Annotated in this window: 18 protein-coding genes; 10 read left to right on the top strand and 8 right to left on the bottom strand. The window is 65.4% G+C overall.

Going from position 1 to position 18,978, the window contains the following annotated elements; translation table 11 throughout:
* Window positions 1–121 precede the first annotated feature (121 nt).
* The 4 genes from K6L26_RS07915 (at window position 122) to K6L26_RS07900 (ending at window position 5,688) form a co-directional block, all read left to right on the top strand.
* Window positions 122–1,954, top strand: a complete 1,833-nt coding sequence (locus K6L26_RS07915) for an amino acid permease (protein ID WP_047040931.1) — start codon at window positions 122–124, stop codon at window positions 1,952–1,954.
* The gene (locus tag K6L26_RS07910; protein ID WP_221852892.1) at window positions 1,951–2,838 is read left to right on the top strand and encodes a universal stress protein; all 888 of its coding nucleotides are present in this window, start codon (window positions 1,951–1,953) and stop codon (window positions 2,836–2,838) included. The genes K6L26_RS07915 and K6L26_RS07910 overlap by 4 nt, the downstream gene beginning before the upstream one ends.
* Window positions 2,839–2,889: 51 nt before the next feature.
* Window positions 2,890–3,960, top strand: coding sequence for a MarR family winged helix-turn-helix transcriptional regulator (locus K6L26_RS07905; protein ID WP_081282857.1), 1,071 nt, complete (start codon window positions 2,890–2,892; stop codon window positions 3,958–3,960).
* A 345-nt stretch (window positions 3,961–4,305) separates the two neighbouring features.
* Entirely contained in the window at window positions 4,306–5,688 is a 1,383-nt protein-coding gene (locus tag K6L26_RS07900; protein WP_221852891.1) for a hypothetical protein, read from the top strand.
* Here the strand turns inward: K6L26_RS07900 and K6L26_RS07895 are convergent.
* Window positions 5,685–6,362 (bottom strand): HNH endonuclease family protein, encoded by a 678-nt coding sequence (locus tag K6L26_RS07895; RefSeq protein ID WP_245008702.1) that lies wholly within the window; start codon window positions 6,360–6,362, stop codon window positions 5,685–5,687. The genes K6L26_RS07900 and K6L26_RS07895 overlap by 4 nt on opposite strands.
* 129 nt (window positions 6,363–6,491) lie before the next feature.
* Here K6L26_RS07895 and K6L26_RS07890 point away from each other — a divergent pair, with 129 nt between their 5' ends.
* The 3 genes from K6L26_RS07890 to mscL all read left to right on the top strand — a co-directional run bounded on the left by K6L26_RS07890 (window position 6,492) and on the right by mscL (window position 8,156).
* On the top strand, window positions 6,492–6,824 hold the full coding sequence (locus tag K6L26_RS07890) for an FmdB family zinc ribbon protein (RefSeq protein ID WP_076214482.1): 333 nt from the start codon (window positions 6,492–6,494) through the stop codon (window positions 6,822–6,824).
* Between the two features lie 69 nt (window positions 6,825–6,893).
* Window positions 6,894–7,553 (top strand): SAF domain-containing protein, encoded by a 660-nt coding sequence (locus K6L26_RS07885; RefSeq protein WP_221852890.1) that lies wholly within the window; start codon window positions 6,894–6,896, stop codon window positions 7,551–7,553.
* A gap of 135 nt (window positions 7,554–7,688) precedes the next feature.
* On the top strand, window positions 7,689–8,156 hold the full coding sequence (mscL, locus tag K6L26_RS07880; protein ID WP_019344970.1) for a large-conductance mechanosensitive channel protein MscL: 468 nt from the start codon (window positions 7,689–7,691) through the stop codon (window positions 8,154–8,156).
* 66 nt (window positions 8,157–8,222) lie between these two features.
* Here mscL and K6L26_RS07875 read toward each other — a convergent pair whose 3' ends face one another.
* The 7 genes from K6L26_RS07875 to rpmF all read right to left on the bottom strand — a co-directional run bounded on the left by K6L26_RS07875 (window position 8,223) and on the right by rpmF (window position 14,183).
* A complete protein-coding gene (locus K6L26_RS07875; RefSeq protein ID WP_221852889.1) occupies window positions 8,223–8,870 on the bottom strand; it encodes a porin MspA in 648 nt (215 codons plus the stop codon).
* Window positions 8,871–9,256: 386 nt separating this feature from the next.
* Window positions 9,257–9,415 carry a hypothetical protein gene (locus tag K6L26_RS07870; protein WP_085980495.1) on the bottom strand — a complete coding sequence of 53 codons (159 nt, stop codon included), beginning with the start codon at window positions 9,413–9,415 and terminating at the stop codon, window positions 9,257–9,259.
* 147 nt (window positions 9,416–9,562) lie between these two features.
* Window positions 9,563–10,114 (bottom strand): MogA/MoaB family molybdenum cofactor biosynthesis protein, encoded by a 552-nt coding sequence (locus tag K6L26_RS07865; RefSeq protein WP_036393029.1) that lies wholly within the window; start codon window positions 10,112–10,114, stop codon window positions 9,563–9,565.
* A 23-nt stretch (window positions 10,115–10,137) separates the two neighbouring features.
* Entirely contained in the window at window positions 10,138–11,499 is a 1,362-nt protein-coding gene (locus K6L26_RS07860; protein ID WP_019347848.1) for a S1C family serine protease, read from the bottom strand.
* Window positions 11,500–11,702: 203 nt separating this feature from the next.
* Window positions 11,703–13,175 (bottom strand): HAMP domain-containing sensor histidine kinase, encoded by a 1,473-nt coding sequence (locus K6L26_RS07855; protein WP_019347849.1) that lies wholly within the window; start codon window positions 13,173–13,175, stop codon window positions 11,703–11,705.
* A gap of 4 nt (window positions 13,176–13,179) precedes the next feature.
* Window positions 13,180–13,866 carry a response regulator transcription factor gene (locus K6L26_RS07850; RefSeq protein ID WP_043370307.1) on the bottom strand — a complete coding sequence of 229 codons (687 nt, stop codon included), beginning with the start codon at window positions 13,864–13,866 and terminating at the stop codon, window positions 13,180–13,182.
* A 143-nt stretch (window positions 13,867–14,009) separates the two neighbouring features.
* On the bottom strand, window positions 14,010–14,183 hold the full coding sequence (gene rpmF, locus K6L26_RS07845) for a 50S ribosomal protein L32 (RefSeq protein WP_003885704.1): 174 nt from the start codon (window positions 14,181–14,183) through the stop codon (window positions 14,010–14,012).
* A gap of 267 nt (window positions 14,184–14,450) precedes the next feature.
* Between rpmF and K6L26_RS07840 the strand changes: the two genes are divergently transcribed.
* The 3 genes from K6L26_RS07840 to K6L26_RS07830 are packed head-to-tail and all read left to right on the top strand — an operon-like array spanning window position 14,451 to window position 18,894.
* A complete protein-coding gene (locus K6L26_RS07840) occupies window positions 14,451–16,157 on the top strand; it encodes an acyclic terpene utilization AtuA family protein (protein WP_221852888.1) in 1,707 nt (568 codons plus the stop codon).
* Window positions 16,154–17,302 (top strand): acyl-CoA dehydrogenase family protein, encoded by a 1,149-nt coding sequence (locus K6L26_RS07835; protein WP_019347853.1) that lies wholly within the window; start codon window positions 16,154–16,156, stop codon window positions 17,300–17,302. Before K6L26_RS07840 ends, K6L26_RS07835 begins: the two co-directional genes overlap by 4 nt.
* On the top strand, window positions 17,299–18,894 hold the full coding sequence (locus K6L26_RS07830; protein WP_019347854.1) for an acyl-CoA carboxylase subunit beta: 1,596 nt from the start codon (window positions 17,299–17,301) through the stop codon (window positions 18,892–18,894). Before K6L26_RS07835 ends, K6L26_RS07830 begins: the two co-directional genes overlap by 4 nt.
* Window positions 18,895–18,978 lie beyond the last annotated feature (84 nt).

Below are 18,978 nucleotides of genomic sequence, written 5' to 3'. Positions count from 1 at the left end.
CCGGCTGAGTTTCCTACAGTTTCGGCCCGATTTCTGCTGCGTCGACCGTTCGCCAGGCATAGCGTTCTCTTCTGGCCGCTTGTGAGCTGAGTCACATAGCAAAGAGGAGTGGGTAACGCACATGGGCGAAACACCCGGATTGAAAAAGGCGCTCAGTCAGCGCCAACTGCGGATGATCGCGATCGGCGGCGTCATCGGCGCCGGACTTTTCGTGGGTTCCGGGGTGGTGATCGGCAAGACCGGTCCGGGCGTCTTCATCACCTATGCGCTCGCTGGCGTGCTGATCATCATGGTGATGCGCATGCTCGCAGAAATGGCCGTCGCCAATCCGTCGACCGGGTCGTTCGCCGACTATTCGCGCAACGCGATGGGCAACTGGGCGGGCTTCTCGGTGGGCTGGCTGTATTGGTACTTCTGGGTGATCGTGGTCGGCTTCGAAGCCATCGCCGGCGCCAAGATCATCCGCTACTGGGTCGACGTCCCCATCTGGTTGACGGCCCTGATCCTGTTGATCGCGATGACCGCGACCAACCTTTTCTCGGTGTCGTCATTCGGCGAGTTCGAGTACTGGTTCGCCGGTATCAAGGTGGCCGCGATCCTGGCATTCATCGGCCTGGGTTCGCTCTATGTCATCGGATTGTGGCCGCACAAGGAGATGGACTTCTCGAACCTGTGGGCCAACGGCGGCTTCTTCCCGCTGGGCTCAACGGCCGTCACCGTCGGTGTGGTGACGGTGATCTTCTCGATGGTCGGCGCCGAGATCGCCACCATCGCCGCCGCCGAGTCGGCGGATCCGGAACGTGCCGTCGCGAAAGCCGCCAACTCGGTGATCCTGCGCATCGCGGTGTTCTTCGTCGGCTCGGCATTCCTTCTCGTGACCATCCTGCCGTGGAACAGCGAACAGGTTGCCGCATCTCCGTTCGTGTCGGCGTTCACCGAGATCGGCATCCCCTACGCCGACCACATCATGAATGCCGTGGTGCTCACGGCGGTCCTGAGTTGCTTGAACTCGGGCATGTACACCGCGTCTCGAATGCTGTTCGTCTTGGCCGCCCGGCGTGAGGCGCCGCCGCAACTGGTCTCGGTCACCCGGCGCGGGGTGCCGGCCGCCGCGATCCTCGCGTCGTCGGTGATCGGCTTCCTCGGCGTGATCGCATCGGCGTTCTCGCCGGACTTCATCTTCAAGTTCCTGCTGGATTCCAGCGGCGCGGTGATCCTGTTCGTCTACCTGCTGATCGCGATCTCGCAGATCGTGCTGCGGTACCGGGCGCCGGCCGGAACGCTCAAAGTGAAGATGTGGCTGTTCCCGGTGCTGTCCATCCTCACTGCGGCAGCCATCTTCGCGATCCTGGTGCAGATGTTCGTGCAGGGCGGCGACAACCGGAAAGCACTGACCATGAGTCTGTTGTCGTGGGCCGTGGTGATCATCCTGTTCCTGGCCAACCGCTGGTTCATCGGGCACCGTCCCGAACCGCCCGAGGTCACTGCGGCGGCCGGATCCGCACCGCCGCACCGCGTGCTGGTGCTGGCCAATCAGACGGTGGAATCCGCCGAACTGCTCGACGAGCTGCGCCGAATCGGCGCGGACCGCGACACCGTCTATCAGGTGGTGGTGCCCGCCAGCCCGATCGACACCGGGGTGGCCGCCACCCACGGTCCGCTCGACATCTCCGAAGCCACCGCCCGAGCTGCGCAACAGCGCCTCGACCAGACGCTGGAAACCCTGCGTTCCGAGCAGTTGCAGGCCGACGGCGAGCTGGGTGACTACCGGCCGCTGCGTGCCCTGGCCCATGCCGTCGAGACGTTCCGGCCCGATCAGATCGTGATTTCGACGCTGCCGCCGGAGGAATCGGTGTGGCACCGGTTCGATGTCGTCGACCGGGCCCGTGCTGACTATCAGATTCCGGTGACGCATGTGGTGTCACGAGTGCGTACCCAGGAGCACGCGTCGTGACGATCCTGGCCGCGTTCAGCGCCAGCCGGCACAGCAGTGCACCGCTGAATCTGGCCGTCCAGCTCGCCCGGACCACCGGCGAGCAGGTGATCGCCGCGGCCGTCGTGGAGCGGTCATGGCCACCGCGCGACGACCCGGTGGAGAGCGAGTACCTGGCCTACGTCCGGGCGCAGGCCACGCAGGCGTTGCAGCGCGCCGTTGCGGCGCTGCCCGTCGACCTGGACGTGACCTCCGTGGTTCACGAATCCACCTCGATACCAACCGGTTTGATCGAGCTCGCAGACGCCCACCGAGTGACGTTGGTAACGGTCGGCTCGTCGTCGTCGGGGATGATCGGCCGGGTCACCCTGGGCAGCGTGACCGAGCGCCTGGTGCACACCGCCCGGGTGCCGGTGGCCTTCGCCCCGCGCGGCTACGCCCAGACCGATGGGCGGATCCGTCGGCTCACCGCGGCCTACGGGGGCGAAGCCGACGTCAACGGGCTCATCCCGGCCACCGCGCAGATGGCGGAATCGTGGAAAGCCCGGCTGCGCATCGTCTCGTTCACCGTCCGCAACACCGCAGCCTTCGCCGGCACCATCGAAACCTCGGCCGAGGAGTTGGTGGTGCAACAGTGGTCGCGGCGGACGATCGCCGAGATCACCAAGCAGCTCAACACTATTCGTGACCAGATCACCGTTCCCGATGTCGATGTGGTGGTCGGCGCCGGCCATGACTGGAATGCCGCGGTACAGAGCATCGGATGGGAAGCCGGAGACATGCTGGTGCTCGGCTCCGGAGCGGCCGCCCCGAGCGCTCAGGTGTTCCTCGGTTCGGCGGCCGGCAAGATCCTGCGCCGGTCGCCGGTGCCGGTGATGATCGCGCCGCGATACCAGCGGGGCTAGGCGCCTGTATTTGCATCTTGAAACGCTTATCGCCGTTTCCCCAGGCAGAGAATGTGCCAGCGCAGCGGCCTGTTTGATTTGAATGCATATCGGCATGTGCGCTTCTACTATCTCGCCATGCCGCATCACCGTCGCCGCACCCCAAGCGACCTGCCGGGGCTCGATCTCGCCGAACAGCGGTCCTGGCAGAACTACCTGGAGGCCGCACTTCGGTTCGAAACGGAGACAAATCGGCGACTCGCCAACGCACACCAGCTATCGGTCCTCGATCTGCGCGTGCTCGACGCACTCCGGAAATCCGACGGTGCCTTCGTCCGCATGGGCGACCTGGCGGCCGCCACCGGCGCACTGCCCGGCCACCTGACCAAACGAGTCCAGGGGCTGGAGAAACGCCTACTGGTACGCCGCGAGCGATGCACCCAGGATCGGCGGTCAGTATTGGCCACCATCACCGGCCGGGGAAATGAGACCGCAAGTCACGCCATCGCGACCTACGCAGAATGCGTGAAGCGGGACTTGGTCGGCTCGCTGTCGCGCACACAGCTGGCCGCGATTGAGGTGAACTGCCGGCGGATCTCCCACGGACTGAACACCCACACAACCGAGCGGGCCGCGAAACTAACCGCATGCCGTCTGCCAGGGCTCGATGACGGCGAGACACGTTGCTGGCGAGCGTTCTTCGAGTCCAGCACCGGACTGGTGACCCGGCTCAACCGCACCCTGACCAAGACGCTGAATCTCAACTTGGTCGATGTTTTCCTGCTCGACATGCTGTCCAAATCCGAAGCCGGCGCGGTGCGCATGACAGACCTGGCCCACGCGTTCGACCTGGCACCCAGCCGGGTGACCCAGCAGATCGACCGTCTGGAGACGCACGGCCTGGCCGGCCGTGTGCTGAGCCCCACCGACCGACGAGTGGTGCTCGCCACCGTCACCGACGCCGCGCTTGCCCGCCTGGAGCTCGCGCTGTTCCACTATGCCAAGGAGATTCGCAAGCATTACCTCGACCCGATGTCGCGCCAGCAGATGATCGCGCTGGGCGACGCCTGCCGTCGGATTACTACGCCATCGAATAACGTTGAAGCCCAACGCAATTGGACTTCTGACACCTTACGCCAGTAGGCGTGACGGCCGATAATCGACCTACCGATAAGCCGCCGTTTCCACCCACCCCCGCTACGGGCCAACCAATTTCCAGGCCTACGCCGCAGCCGGGTTGGTCCCTCATGAACGTGTTTCATTTTCCAACTGAAAAATTTCCGATCGAGTAGTTCAACCGATTTGCGACATTTGCCATAAAGGTAAACTGCCGCCCCCTTCCAGCATGGTTGCGGATTGTACAAATAACCCAGCGCATGCAGAGGTCATCTTTCTCGGTCGATGATCACGAATAGGCCTCCTCATTCAGGTTTTTCTCAGTTAATTTCATCGCTCGTCAGTGTGGCCATCTCACAGCAAAGGAAATCTATGCAGCTCTCGTTACAGCCATTCACCACGGCTGGCATAGCGCTCGTGGGGGCGAGCGCCATCGCTCTGTCACCTCTCGCGCCCCCACCGGTCACCACATCGGCGACGACGCCAGTTTCGACCGCTGCGGTGCAGCTTTCGGCAGCTGTCGATCCCTTGACCCGTTGGGGTCAGGTCATCGAAGCTTCGGCTGCCAACTTGAACGAGCTTGCCGATTACTACATGGATCGGCCGCTTCCTATCGCCACCGAGGTGTTCAAGAACGTCCAAACCTACGCCGATATATTGGCATCCGGCTTTCAAGCCGGCGCAATGAATCTGCAGAACTGGGCCAATACAATCATGGGGCCGGCGATCCAGAAAGCTGCCGGAGAACTGTCCGCGGGCAACATCGAACTTGCGGCAAAAACGTTCACCAGCGCACTCGGCCAGGTGATTTTCCAGCTTACCCCGATGATGTCGATGCTCACCATTCCTCAGACGGTCAACGACCACATCCATGCCGTGGTAGACGAGATTTTCCAGATAACCACTCTGTCGACTCCAGTGGGGCTGCCCATCACCTTGATCAACGACACGATCAGGTCACTAGCCAGCTCGATGCAAGGATCGGTGGACGCCTTCGAGGCCGGCGATATTCCGACCGCAATGGCCGCGATCGCCAACGCCCCCGCCGAACTTGCCACCGCTCTGCTCAACGACCGGGGCGGCCTGATCGATTTTGAGAGGCGCGGCAGTGCCGGCACGCTCATTACAGGCGGAGCCGTGCTGAACATGCTCATCAAACTGCCGAGGCGGATCGCCGACAAGTTGGTCATCCCGCCCACCACGGCGGCCGCCACGGGCGCTCCCCTGGCAATCTCGGGGCCCAGCACACCTGAGCTTCCAACAGTCGGCGGCCCGGCGATCGATCTTGCGCCCTCGCCCGCACCGGACACTGCAGCCACCGGTGCCGCTGAGCCGGACAAGGGGGACACCTTACCCACTGGTCGTCGGTTCTACTGGCGCCACCGATCTTTCGGTAGCCAACAAGGTCGAGGACGAGACCGCCAAAGCCCCCTCCGCGCAGCGCGTGAAGACCTCGCTGCGAAACGCCGCCGACAAAGTAGACGAGCGCATCAAGAAGCTGAGCACCGGCATCGAGAAGTCCGTCAAGAAGGTCAGCGACAACATCGCCAAGGCCGGCAAGAAAAAGACGGCAGGCGGGAACGCCAGCAGCGCAAGCGCATCGGACAAAGCAGGCACCGACAGCGACGACTGATCCGCTCACGCAAGGTGGCCCTCGCCCAGCCTGGCGAGGGCCACCTTCGCTTAAACCGAGGATTCCAGTCACTATTGAGCAGGAATCCTAGGTTTAGAGCGCGGCACCGGCGCCGTGCCTAGCAGTTACCCAACACCGTCTCCATGGCGTGCTTCTCTTTCGCCGAGACCCAAAGCTGGTAGACGGTTTTCACCTCGACCTGACGGGCCACGAACTCACACCGGAACGCCAGATTGGGCGGCAACCAGCTGGCCGCGTCGCGAAAGGCCTTGTCGAAGTTGGGTTGCGCGGCCACCGCGATCAGATTGCGCGGATCGTTGGCGAAGTCCATGCGCCGCTGCGGGTCCCAGGCACGCGCGCCCTTGTACCAGGCATCGGACAACGACACCAGGTGGTCGATTTGCACCGCGCCGGAGGTATCGGGCCCACGGGTGAACGGGATCTCGACACCGGTGTAGGGGTCGTGCAACAGGCCGGTGGCGGCGTAGCAGGTACCGGGCCGGACGGTCAGCTGGGCCAGGTCGCGGCGCAGGATGTCGTCGCGGGTGTTGCAGCCGTTGTGGCCGAACTCGACGTTGACGTCGTCGCTCCAAGCCTCGCCGAAGCGGAACCGGACGTAGTCGGTGTGGCGGTCCCAGCCTTTGACCGGCAACCCCGCCAACAGCATGCGGGCGTGATCGAAGCCGGGAGTGCGCTGCGACGGCACCGGAGGCTGAGCTGACGGCTGGGACACCGAACCGCGTTCCCGCGTACGGGCCACCACGAGCACGGCCGCCACCGCCAGGACTATCGCCACCAGGACCACTACCGCTAACCTTCCGGTGCGCCGGCGCCGGCGGCCCGCGGGAATGACATGGCCCACGTAGCGGTTCTAGCACTTGAGCCGGTAGAGTGCTAACAAGTTTGACCAACTCGGAGGGTTTTCGTGCCTACCTATTCCTACGCATGCACTGAGTGCGGCAATCGGTTCGATGCGGTGCAGGCCTTCAGCGACGACGCGCTGACCACCTGCCCCAAGTGCTCCGGCAAGCTGCGGAAGCTCTTTGGGTCCGTCGGAGTGGTGTTCAAGGGCAGCGGCTTCTACCGCACCGACAACCGCGAGTCGGGCAAGAGCTCATCGAACGGCTCGTCCGCCAAGAGCTCGGACAGCTCGTCGTCGAGCTCGTCGTCCGACTCGTCTTCGTCAAGCACTTCCTCTTCGTCGAGCAGCTCGTCGAGCAGCTCCAGCGCCGCCCCCGCCGCGGCCGCATCGAGCTAGCCCGGAAGTTATCCACAGGGCGGCGAAGACGCCGTTCTCACCCGGCCGTCGCGCACTTACCGTTGCGCCATGGCCGAATCTCTCAATGCGCCAGCTTGGCGTCGGCTGACGGCTGCGCGGCCCGATTGGACCCGCACGGTCGCGGCCCGTCGCGCAGCCGCCGCCGGGCTGGTCATATTGGCGGCCATCGCAGCCTTGCGCTCCGACCCCCACGGCGATTACGCCGAGATCGCGGTCGCGAGCCACGACCTGTCCCCCGGCGTCGCATTGACCGCTGTGGACGTGCACCTCGACCGCCGCAGCACGGACACCCTGCCCGACGGCGCCCAGCGTGATCTCACCCCGGTGATCGGTGCGACGCTGACCGCGCCGGTGCGCCGCGGCGAGGTCCTCACCGATGTCCGGTTGCTGGGGTCGCGGCTGGCCGAATCGGCGGCGGGCCCGGACGCGCGGATCGTGCCGGTCAAACTCAGCGACACCGCACTGCTCGATCTGATCCGTCCCGGCGATGTGGTCGACGTGCTGACGGTGACGGGCGAGCAGGACGACAAGCAGCAGGCCCGGCCGGTCGTGGTGGCCTCCGGGGCAGTGGTGGTGCTGGTCTCGGAGAAGGCCCGCGGGGCGGGAGTGGGCACCGAGCGCGTGGCCCTGGTGGCGTTACCTGCGCGGGCAGCAAATGAGGTCGCGGCGGTCAGCCTGGTCCAGGCCGTCACGCTGACGATTCACTGATGCGGGATTCTCCTGTCCAACAAGGCAATTGACGTTCCGTCAAGTTGTTGACCAACATCCCCCAGCCGTTCGGCCAACTCGGTTACTGTTTGCTTGTCCCACCCAACACACCACACTGCAGGAAGGGTCCGCAGCATGTTGAAGGGCTTCAAAGAGTTTCTTTCTCGCGGCAACGTCATCGATCTCGCGGTTGCTGTGGTTATCGGCGCCGCCTTCACCGGCTTGGTCACGTCATTCACAGAGAAGGTGATCCAGCCGCTGGTCGATCGCGTCGGCGCCGGCGGCGACCGCGAATACGGCATCCTCAAGATCTCGCTGGGCGGCGATCCCGAGCAGTTCGTCGACTTCAACGCTGTGCTGTCGGCGTTCATCAACTTCCTGATCGTCGCCGCCGTGATCTACTTCGTCATCGTTCTGCCGTACAAGAAGCTGCGTGAGCGCGGCGAGGTCGAACAGGCCCAGGACACCGAGCTCAGCATCCTGACCGAGATCCGCGATCTACTGGCCGAGAACGGCAGCGTCGACACCGGTAAGCACGTGACCGGTCCCGGCACCGGCCCCAGCCCGGACACCGCCAAGCACACCAGTGCCGATCGCTCGTGACGGCTCCTCGCGTACATAAAAAAGCAGCCCCTGGATTTTCCAGGGGCTGCTTTTTGTAGACCTAGATCAGTTCATGTTCCAGGGCTCGCCGTAGGTGGTGACGCTGTCACCGGTCGAGGCGATCAGCCGGGCGAACGGACGCAGCAACACACCACCGGCCGCACCAGTCACCGTGCCGTGCGCGTTGGACACCGCCACACCGCCGGCCGCACCCTTGACGTCCACCGAGAAGGTCGCCACCTCCTGGATACCCGGGCCGTTGCCCAGATCCGCACTGATCGACACACCCGGGAACAGGTTCGGGGTGATCACCGACTCCAGACCGAACGGCGGGCCGGTGATGTCACCATCGTCGATCAGGATGTTCGGGGTGGTGTAGGAGAAGTTGATCCCCACACCCAGCGACCAGGGGAAGCCGATCTGGTAACCCAGCTCCAGCGTGCCCTCGAACTCCTCGGCGCCCGGGCCGGCGACCACGTACTTGGCCCGACCGGAATGGAACCACTCACGGGTCAGCCGGTTGCGGTCCAACGGGAACACACCGTTGAGGAAGGTGTCCCACTGCTGAACGGTCAGCGTCCGATCCTGACCATCGACCAGGCTCAGTTCATTGTCCAGACCCGCATGAGAAGTACCGGTGCCTATGAACAGGCCCGCAAAGATCCCGGCCATTGCGGTCACCAACGCGACCAGCACTCGACTGAATGCCTTCATGTTCTCCCTAGCTATATCGCCGGCGTTCCCGGAGGCACACCGTTTGTGGTCGGCTTCCCGGCCCCCGCAGACCGTATCGCCCCGCAAGACCTACATGTGACGCGGATTAGAAACCCCACACGTTGCTCTTACGTAATGCTCATCGTTGACACGAGGAACATAACGGCAGCCCACCGGGGCGGCAACGCAAGCACATATCGACGGGGCTGCATACCGTCAACGGGTGAATGTTTGCTGGGAAGAAGCTGGGAGCCTGCACCCGACATGATGGCGCTGCGAATTGGGCCGCAGGGCAATGCCGGGATGCCGTTCGCCTTGATAACAAACTGAGGTACAGAACACTGCCGAAGCGGGAGGTTTCTCACCGCCACAGGCCCCTCACCTATTCATTGGTGATGTGGCGGAATGTTGTTCCGCAACCAGCGGTCGCGGTCGGCGTCGTCGTCCGGCGAAGCCGTGTCGCGTTCGTCGGGCGCGATATCCGGGATGGCGTCACCGAAAATCTTGTTAACTGCGTGGCGCGAGGGTTTGTTCGCTTCCGGCATCATCCATTCCCTTTGTGATGAAGATCACAACTCATCCTAGTCGGCGCTACGACGAGCGTTAACCTGCTCTTAACCAGAACAGCCGCCCCGCCTGAACTCGCCCAGAAACAAAAACGGCGGCCGGTTGGCCGCCGTTTCGTTTCGAGATCAGATCTCCAGACTTGATAGCTGGCCGATGACTTGGGCGGCCAGGGGGCCGAGGGTGGCCATCCCGTCGCGCACCGCGGCACGCGACCCTGCGATGTTGACCACCAACGTGCTGCCCGAGACCCCGCACAGGCCACGTGACAGGCCCGCATCGGGAATCCCGGCCGAAAGGCCCGACGCGCGCAGCGCCTCGGCGATGCCCAGCAGCTCCCGGTCGAGGATGTCGAGCGTTGCCTCCGGCGTCACATCGCGCGGGGTCACCCCCGTCCCGCCGACCGAGACCACCAGATCGACGCCACCGATCACCGCGGTGTTCAGCGCGTTGCGGATCTCAACCTCGTCCGCGGCCACGACCACAACTCCGTCGACGACGAAGCCGGCCTCCCCCAACAATTCCGTGACCAACGGACCGCTGTGGTCTTCTTCGCCATGTGCGGTGCGATCGTCCACGACGACGACGAGCGCCCGGCCCACCAACTCCCCTGGTTGTTCCATGCCTGCAACCGTATATCCGGCGGCAGACAACGGTGTAGCCAGACGGAGGGTGGCCATGTTGTCGGATCCGATCACCGTGCTCACTGTTCCGCCCTTCCAAGCGTGACTTCGACCGTCTGTGGTTTGCCGCCCTGATCCAGGAAGGTCAGCGTGACCTTGTCACCAGGGGCCTTGGACCGCACCGCGGCCACGAGGGCGTCGGCGCTGCCGATCACCCGGTCATCGACCTTGGTGACCGTGACGCCACTGGGCAGACCGGCCGCCGCAGCGGCCCCGCCGTTGGTGACCTCGACGATCTTGGCGCCGTCGCTGGCCTTGTCGTTGGCCACCTGCACGCCCAGTGAGGCATGCGACGCCGTCCCGTTCTGGATCAGCTCGTCGGCGATGCGCTTGGCCTGATCGACCGGGATCGCGAAGCCCAGCCCGATCGAACCGCTCTGCGCCTGCGGCGAATCTCCGCCCATCGTGGCGATCGCCGAGTTGATGCCTACCAGCTCGCCGTTCATGTTGACCAGCGCGCCACCGGAGTTACCCGGATTGATGGCGGCGTCGGTCTGGATGGCGTCGAGCACAGTGTTCTGATTGCGGGTGTCGCCGCCGGCCGCGACCGGCCGGTTCAGCGCGCTGATGATGCCGGTGGTGACGGTGCCTTCCAGACCGAGCGGCGACCCGATCGCGACGACGTCTTGGCCCACCCGAAGGTTGGCCGACGACCCGAGGGTGATCGGGGTCAGACCCGAGACATCCTGCGCCCGCACGACAGCGATGTCACTGCTGGGATCGGTGCCGACGACGGTGAACGGCTTGGTGGTTCCGTCGGAGAACGTCACCTTGGTCTGGGCGCCTACCGGCGCCGCGCCCGGCAAGGGCGACGCAGCGGGGGTGCCCGGCTTGGCCGCCTGCACGACGTGGTTGTTGGTCAGGATCAGGCCGTCCGCGGTGAGGATGATGCCCGAGCCCTCCTCGGAAGCACGCCCCAGATCCGTCTCGAGCTTGACCACGCTCGGCACCACCTTGGCCGCCACCTGTTCCACCGAGCCCGGGGGCAGTGCGGCCGCGGGGACGGTCGGTGCGGCACCGAGCCCCTGGGTGCCCAGACGCGGGTGGTCGTCGTGCACCAGGGTGGCGACACCGCCGCCGACGCCTGCGGACACCACGGCCACCGCGATTGCCCCGGCGAGCAGGCCGGCCTTGGAACGTTTCTTGGGTGGGATCGGCTGCGGGCTGGCCGAAACGCGGTACGGGTCATACGGCGCGCGGTAGGCCTGCTGCTGCTGAACCGGGTGCTGCTGCGTCTGATGCGTGGGGTGCTGCTGCTGACGCGCGTATCGCCAGTCGTAGGGCTGCGACTGGTAGGGGTCTGGACGCGCACCGGCGTATCCGGGGGCAACGCCGCCGGAGTGCTGCTCCGGCTGGTGGGGGTACCTCGGGTGGTTCGTCATCGTGCTGCGTGCTCTTCTCTTGTAAAAGGTCCACCGGCCAGTAACGCAGGCCCGGTCCGACCCGTTTGTCCAACCCTCGTGTCTGTCGAATCGTTCAATTCGTCAAACGATCTTGTCGCCACTCAAGTTGCCCAGATGGGCTGAGAATCCACTTAGAGATCCCTGACCCACCGATCACCAGTCCCCCGACCGACTTAACTGTCTCACCTTTTCTCCGAGCCGACGGTGTACCCACCATCGGCTCGAGTCATGTGTGTCGCTGCGCCGGTGGGGATCGGCTGCCCTGGCAGCACCATGTGGAACGAGGCTCCCGGTGGCGTGCCGCCCGGCACGGTCTCGTCAATCCGCAGTGCCCCACCGTGTTTGAGCACCACCTGCTGGACGATAGCCAATCCGAGGCCGGAACCCGGCATCGCCCTCGCCGCATCCGACCGGTAGAAGCGTTCGAACACCAACGCCCGCTCCTGTGGCGGGATGCCGGGCCCGTGGTCAGCGACCACCAGTTCGGCGTGGGTGGGATCGACTTGATGCAATCTCACACCGACGCGTCCGCCGGCCGGACTCCACTTGGCGGCGTTGTCGAGCAGGTTGAGCACAGCGCGACCCAGGCCGGGCGCGTCTCCGAACACCTGCCACCCGGTGACGTCGACGTCGAATTCGATGTCGTTGCGGCGGCGGCGGACCCGTTCCAGGCTGCGGTCGATGACCTCCGACATGTCGACGGGCTCCGGCGTGATGTCACCGGCATCGTCGCGGGTGAGGTCGACAAGGTCGCCGACCAGGGTGGACAGCTCCTCGATCTGGGCGATCACGTCGGCCTGCAGCCCATCCATCTCGTCCTTGGGCAGCGGCGGCGCCCCGGGCGCCTGCGAGGCCATCAGCAGCTCGACGTTGGTGCGCAGCGAGGTCAGTGGCGTCCTCAGCTCGTGCCCGGCGTCGGACACCAGCCGGGATTGGCGTTCCCTCGATTCAGCCAGCGCTCGCAGCATCATGTTGAACGCCTCGGTGAGCCGCGCCAGCTCGTCGCTGCCGACCACCGGGATGGGCCGCAGATCGTCGGTGCGGGCCACCCGCTCTGCGGCTTCGGTGAGTCTGCCCACCGGTCTGAGCCCGGCTCGCGCCACCGCACCGCCGGCCATGGCGGCCACCGCCACCCCGACGCCGCCGACGATGAGCAGCACCGTGCCCAGCCGTCTGAGCACTTGGACAGTGGGTGCCAGGCTCTTCGAGATCAACAGGGAACTGCCGTTGGCCAGGTGCACCGCGAGCACCCGCTGGTGGTTGGCGGTGCGCAGCGACATCAGCAGCTCACCGGAGATGACGTCTTTCTCCGCCTTGCCCAGCGGCAGCATCTGGCCCTGCTGATTGGCCGTGTAGATGGACCGGCCCGGGATCACCAGCATGGCGTTGACGTCCGAGTACGCGGTCCCCTCGATGGCCTTGCCAGGGTCAGCGGCCAGCGATCCGCTCTCGATGAGCAACCGGGCCCGGCTGTGCAGCTGGTTGTCGAGATCGTCGTACAGGGCGCGGGAGACGACGGCGTAGACGGCGACGGCCATCAGGACGACCACCATGGCGACCATCGACATCGCCAGCATCATCACGCGCCAGCGCAACGACAGTGAGCTGGTGTTTCGGAGATTGGCTGTTCGCCAGGTGTTCGCGTTGAGCGCCATCAAATCAGGGAGGTGTTTCGCGCAGCACGTAACCGACGCCGCGCACGGTGTGGATCAGCCGGGGCTCGCCGTCGGCCTCGGTCTTGCGGCGGAGGTAGCCGATGTACACCTCGAGTGCGTTGCCGGAGGTCGGGAAATCGAATCCCCACACCTCTTCGAGGATGCGGCTACGGGTGAGCACCCGCCGCGGGTTGGCGATCAGCATTTCCAGCAGCGAGAACTCGGTGCGGGTGAGGCTGATCTGACGCTGGCCGCGGGTCACCTCACGGGTCACCGGGTCGAGCGTCAGGTCGGTGAACGACATCTTCTGGGAGTCGGCGCCGTCGTCACTGACGGTGCGGCGCAGCAACGCGCGCATCCGCGCCAGGAGCTCCTCGAGCGCAAACGGCTTGGGCAGGTAGTCGTCCGCACCGGCGTCCAGTCCGGCGACCCGCTCGGAGACCGAGTCGCGAGCCGTCAACACCAGGATCGGCAGATCGTCACCGGTGCTGCGGAGCTGCCGGCAGACCTCCAAGCCATCCAGCCGCGGCATCATCACGTCCAGCACCACAGCATCAGGCCGGTCATTGGCAATCGCTTCAAGAGCTTCGACCCCATCCTGGGCGAGCTCGACGGAATAACCATTGAAGGAAAGCGACCGGCGCAGGGATTCGCGCACAGCGCGATCGTCGTCAACGACAAGTATGCGCACAGGCACAGTTTCAACCCGCTATCTGAGAGAGGGCTGAGAGGCGCGCCGCAAATTCGCCGAGCGTTTTTTGCGGGCCTGACCAACCCTGAGCACGACAAAGAGCGCTACCACTCGGGGTAGCGCTCTTTGGAAGTGTTGCGGTTCTAGCGCTTGTCGAGGTCGACCAGGCCGAGACGGGCGGCCTTGAGCAGACGGCGCGGCACCTTGTGCTGCTGACCGGCGACATTGACGCCGACGAGACCGGTGGCCTCGGCCTTCCACTGCGCGCGCCGGCTACGGGTGTTCGCGCGCGACATTCTGCGCTTGGGCACAGCCATGACGTGCATCTCCTTGCTTTGGGGGTTGCCGCGCGCATCGCAGCGGCAGACGACTGCCCTACAGAGTAACGGTTGACCTGCGTCGGATCCAAAACGAGGAGAATTCCTGCGCCGAACGCGACGCAGACGTCGCTGCACGCCCCGCCAGACGACGTCTGCGTCACACTCGGGGCATCCGCCGGCACCGGACCACCCCTTGACGCGGTACCGACGGTACCCGCTAACCTACCGGTTGGTTGGTCCCTTTCAGCGTTGACGGGAGTTCATGTGCCACCTGTAGTCCGTATCGGCAACTGTTCCGGCTTCTACGGCGACCGGCTCTCGGCGATGCGGGAGATGCTCACCGGCGGCGAGCTGGACTATCTGACCGGCGACTACCTGGCCGAGCTCACCATGCTCATCCTGGCACGCGACCGCGCCAAGAACCCTGACCGCGGCTACGCCAAAACCTTCCTGCGCCAATTGGAAGAGTCGCTGGGTCTTGCGCTCGACAAGGGCGTGAAGATCGTGGCCAACGCCGGCGGTCTGAACCCGGCAGCGCTGGCCACCGCAGTCCGTGAGCTGGCCGAGCGTCTGGGCCTCGACGTCAACGTCGCCCATGTCGAGGGTGACGACCTGGTGGGGCGGGCCGCCGAACTCGGGCTGGGCACACCCCTGGCCGCCAACGCCTACCTGGGCGCGTGGGGCATCGTCGACTGCCTCAACTCCGGCGCCGACGTCGTGGTCACCGGCCGGGTGACGGACGCGTCGGTGATCGTCGGGCCGGCGGCCGCACACTTCGGGTGGCAGACCACCGATTACGACGCGCTGGCCGGAGCCGTGGCCGCCGGGCACGTGATCGAGTGCGGGACCCAGGCCACCGGTGGCAACTACTCCTTCTTCGCTGAAATTCCAGCGATTCCCGGCGCTTTCTACCCCGGGTTCCCCATCGCCGAGATCTCCGCCGACGGCTCCTCGGTGATCACCAAACACGCCGGCACCGGCGGACAGGTCAGCGTCGGCACGGTGACCGCACAGCTGCTCTACGAGATCACCGGGGCTCGCTACGCCAATCCCGACGTGACGCTGCGGGTGGACTCGCTGCAGCTGAGCCAGGACGGCCCCGACCGCGTCCGCATCTCCGGGGTGACGGGTGAAGCTCCGCCCCCGACGCTGAAGGTGTCGTGCAACAGCATCGGCGGCTTCCGCAATGCCGCCACGTTCGTACTGACCGGACTGGACATCGAGGCCAAGGCCCAGCTGGTGCGCAGTCAATTGGAGGCCGGCCTGAAAACCCGTCCGGCCGAACTGGAGTGGACGCTGGCCCGCACCGATCATCCCGACGCAGACACCGAAGAGGCCGCCAGCGCGCTGCTGCACTGCGTGGTCCGCGATCCGGATCCCAACCTGGTGGGCCGCCAGTTCTCCTCGGCGGGTGTGGAACTCGCGTTGGCGAGCTATCCCGGATTCACCACCACCGCACCGCCCGGCGACGGCCAGATCTACGGCGTGTTCGTCCCCGGCTACGTCGACGCGGCCGAAGTGCCACACATCGCCGTGCATGCCGATGGCACGCGGGTCGGTATCGCACCGGCCGCCGAAACTCTGGCGTTGGCACCGGTCTCCGATCCTGAGCTGCCCGAGCCGCTGCCTGCCGGTGCCACCCGGCGCGCCCCGCTGGGCACCATCGCCGGGGCCCGCAGCGGCGACAAGGGCGGGTCGGCCAACGTCGGCGTGTGGGTACGCACCGACGCGCAGTGGCGGTGGCTGGCCCACACGCTGACCGTCGACAAGTTGCGTGAATTGCTGCCCGAGACAGCAGAACTGCCGGTCACCCGGCATCTGCTGCCGAATCTGCGGGCCGTGAACTTTGTGATCGAAGGCATTCTCGGCCAGGGCGTGGCCTATCAAGCCCGATTCGATCCGCAGGCCAAGGGGCTGGGCGAATGGTTGCGCAGCCGTCATCTCGATATCCCGGAGGAACTCATCAAGTGAGCATCTGGACTTCGCCCGAACGTGAGGCATTGCGCAAGACGGTGCGCAGTTTCGCCGAACGCGAGGTGCTGCCGCACGCCGCCGAGTGGGAGCGGACCGGCGAACTGCCGCGCGAACTACACCGCAAGGCCGGCGAGGCCGGACTGCTCGGGGCCAACTTCCCCGAGTCGGCCGGCGGTGGCGGCGGAGACGGTGCCGACGCGGTGATCATCTGCGAGGAAATGCATTACGCCGGAGCACCCGGCGGCGTGTTCGCCTCACTGTTCACCTGCGGCATAGCGGTGCCGCACATGATCGCCTCCGGCGACGAGCGGCTGATCGAGACGTACGTGAAGCCCACGCTGCGCGGCGAGAAGATCGGTTCGCTGGCCATCACCGAACCGGGCGGCGGCTCCGATGTCGGACATCTCACCACCAAGGCGACCCGCGACGGGGATGACTACATCCTCAACGGCGCCAAGACCTACATCACCTCCGGTGTGCGTGCCGACTACGTCGTCACCGCGTCGCGCACCGGCGGCCCGGGCGCGGCGGGTGTCTCACTCATCGTGGTGGACAAAGGCACGCCCGGGTTCGAGGTGAGCCGCAAGCTCGACAAGATGGGTTGGCGCTCAAGCGATACCGCCGAGCTGTCCTATACCGATGTGCGGGTGCCCGTCGCGAACCTGATCGGCGCGGAGAACTCGGGCTTCTTCCAGATCGCCGCGGCCTTCGTCTCCGAGCGGGTGGGCCTTGCCGTGCAGGCGTACGCCAGCGCCCAGCGTTGTCTGGATCTGACCGTCGAGTGGTGCCGCAACCGCGAAACCTTCGGCAAGCCACTGATCTCCCGTCAGTCGGTGCAGAACACGCTGGCGGAGATGGCCCGCCGGATCGACGTGGCCCGGGTGTACACCCGTCACGTCGTCGAGCGCCAGCTTGCCGGGGAACAGAATCTGATCACCGAGGTGTGCTTCGCCAAGAACACGGCGGTGGAGACCGGCGAGTGGGTGGCCAACCAGGCGGTGCAGTTGTTCGGCGGGATGGGCTATATGGCCGAATCCGAGGTCGAACGTCAGTACCGTGACATGCGCATCCTGGGCATCGGCGGCGGCACCACCGAGATCCTGACCTCGCTGGCCGCAAAGACATTGGGGTTCCAGTCATGACCGCTCTCAAGTCCGCCATCGATCCCGGCTCCCCCGCGTTCACCGAGGCTGCCGAGGTGATGGCGGCCAAGCTCGCCGAACTCGAAGCCGAACACGCCAAGGCGCTGGCCGGTGGTGGCCCCAAATATGTGGACCGCCATCACGGCCGCGGCAAGCTCACCGCGCGTGAGCGGGTCGAGTTGCTGGTCGACCCGGATTCACCGTTCCTCGAATTGAGCCCGTTGGCCGCCTGGGGCAGTGACTTCACCGTCGGCGCCAGCGTGGTCTGCGGCATCGGCGCCGTCGAAGGTGTCGAGTGCCTGATCGTCGCGAACGATCCGACGGTCAAGGGCGGCACGAGTAATCCCTGGACGCTCAAGAAGATCCTGCGCGCCAATCAGATCGCCATGGAGAACCGGCTGCCGGTGATCTCGCTGGTCGAGTCCGGTGGCGCCGATCTGCCCACGCAGAAGGAGATCTTCATTCCGGGCGGGCAGATGTTCCGCGACCTGACAAGGTTGTCGGCGGCGGGTATCCCGACGATCTCCCTGGTGTTCGGCAATTCCACCGCCGGTGGCGCCTACATCCCGGGCATGTCCGATCACGTGGTGATGATCAAGGAGCGCTCCAAGGTGTTCCTGGCCGGACCGCCGCTGGTCAAGATGGCCACCGGCGAAGAGTCCGACGACGAGTCGCTGGGTGGAGCCGAGATGCACTCCCGCACTTCGGGTCTCGGCGATTATCTGGCCAATGACGAACTCGACGCCATCCGGATCGGGCGGCGCATCGTGGCCCGGCTGAACTGGCGCAAGAAGGGTCCGGTACCGGCACCGGTGGTCGAGCCGCACTACGACCCGGAGGAGCTCATCGGCATCGTTCCCGCCGATCTGCGCATCCCGTTCGACCCGCGCGATGTGATCGCCCGCATCGTCGACGGCTCGGATTTCGACGAGTTCAAGCCGCTGTACGGGTCGTCATTGGTGACGGGGTGGGCCACGCTGTACGGCTACCCGGTCGGCATCCTGGCCAATGCCCGCGGCGTGCTGTTCTCCGAGGAATCGCAGAAGGCCACCCAGTTCATCCAGCTGGCCAACCGGTCCGACACTCCACTTCTGTTCCTGCACAACACCACCGGCTACATGGTGGGTAAGCAGTACGAAGAGGGCGGCATGATCAAGCACGGCTCGATGATGATCAACGCGGTGTCCAATTCGACGGTGCCGCACATCTCCCTGCTGCTCGGCGCCTCCTACGGGGCGGGCCACTACGGCATGTGCGGGCGGGCCTATGACCCGCGCTTCCTGTTCGCCTGGCCGTCATCGAAGTCCGCGGTGATGGGTGGCACCCAGCTCGCCGGGGTACTCTCGATCGTCAGCCGCGCCGCCGCGGAAGCCCGCGGTCAGCAGGTCGACGAGGCCGCCGACGCGGCACTGCGGGCTGCCGTCGAGGCCCAGATCGAAGCCGAGTCGCTGCCGACGTTCCTGTCCGGCCGCTTGTACGACGACGGCGTGATCGACCCCCGCGACACCCGAACCGTGCTGGGAATGTGCTTGTCCGCCATTGCGAATGCACCGATCGAGGGGACGTCGAACTTCGGCGTCTTCAGGATGTGAGCGCCATGATTACCGTCCGCGTCGAAACTGAGCTTGTGTGCGAGTTTTCGACAATTCTTCGACCACAAGCTCAGGTTCGGTGAT

Source organism: Mycobacterium farcinogenes (genome assembly GCF_019739075.1).
Classification (GTDB): Bacteria; Actinomycetota; Actinomycetes; order Mycobacteriales; family Mycobacteriaceae; genus Mycobacterium; species Mycobacterium senegalense.
This window is presented reverse-complemented; position numbering and strand designations above follow the sequence as displayed.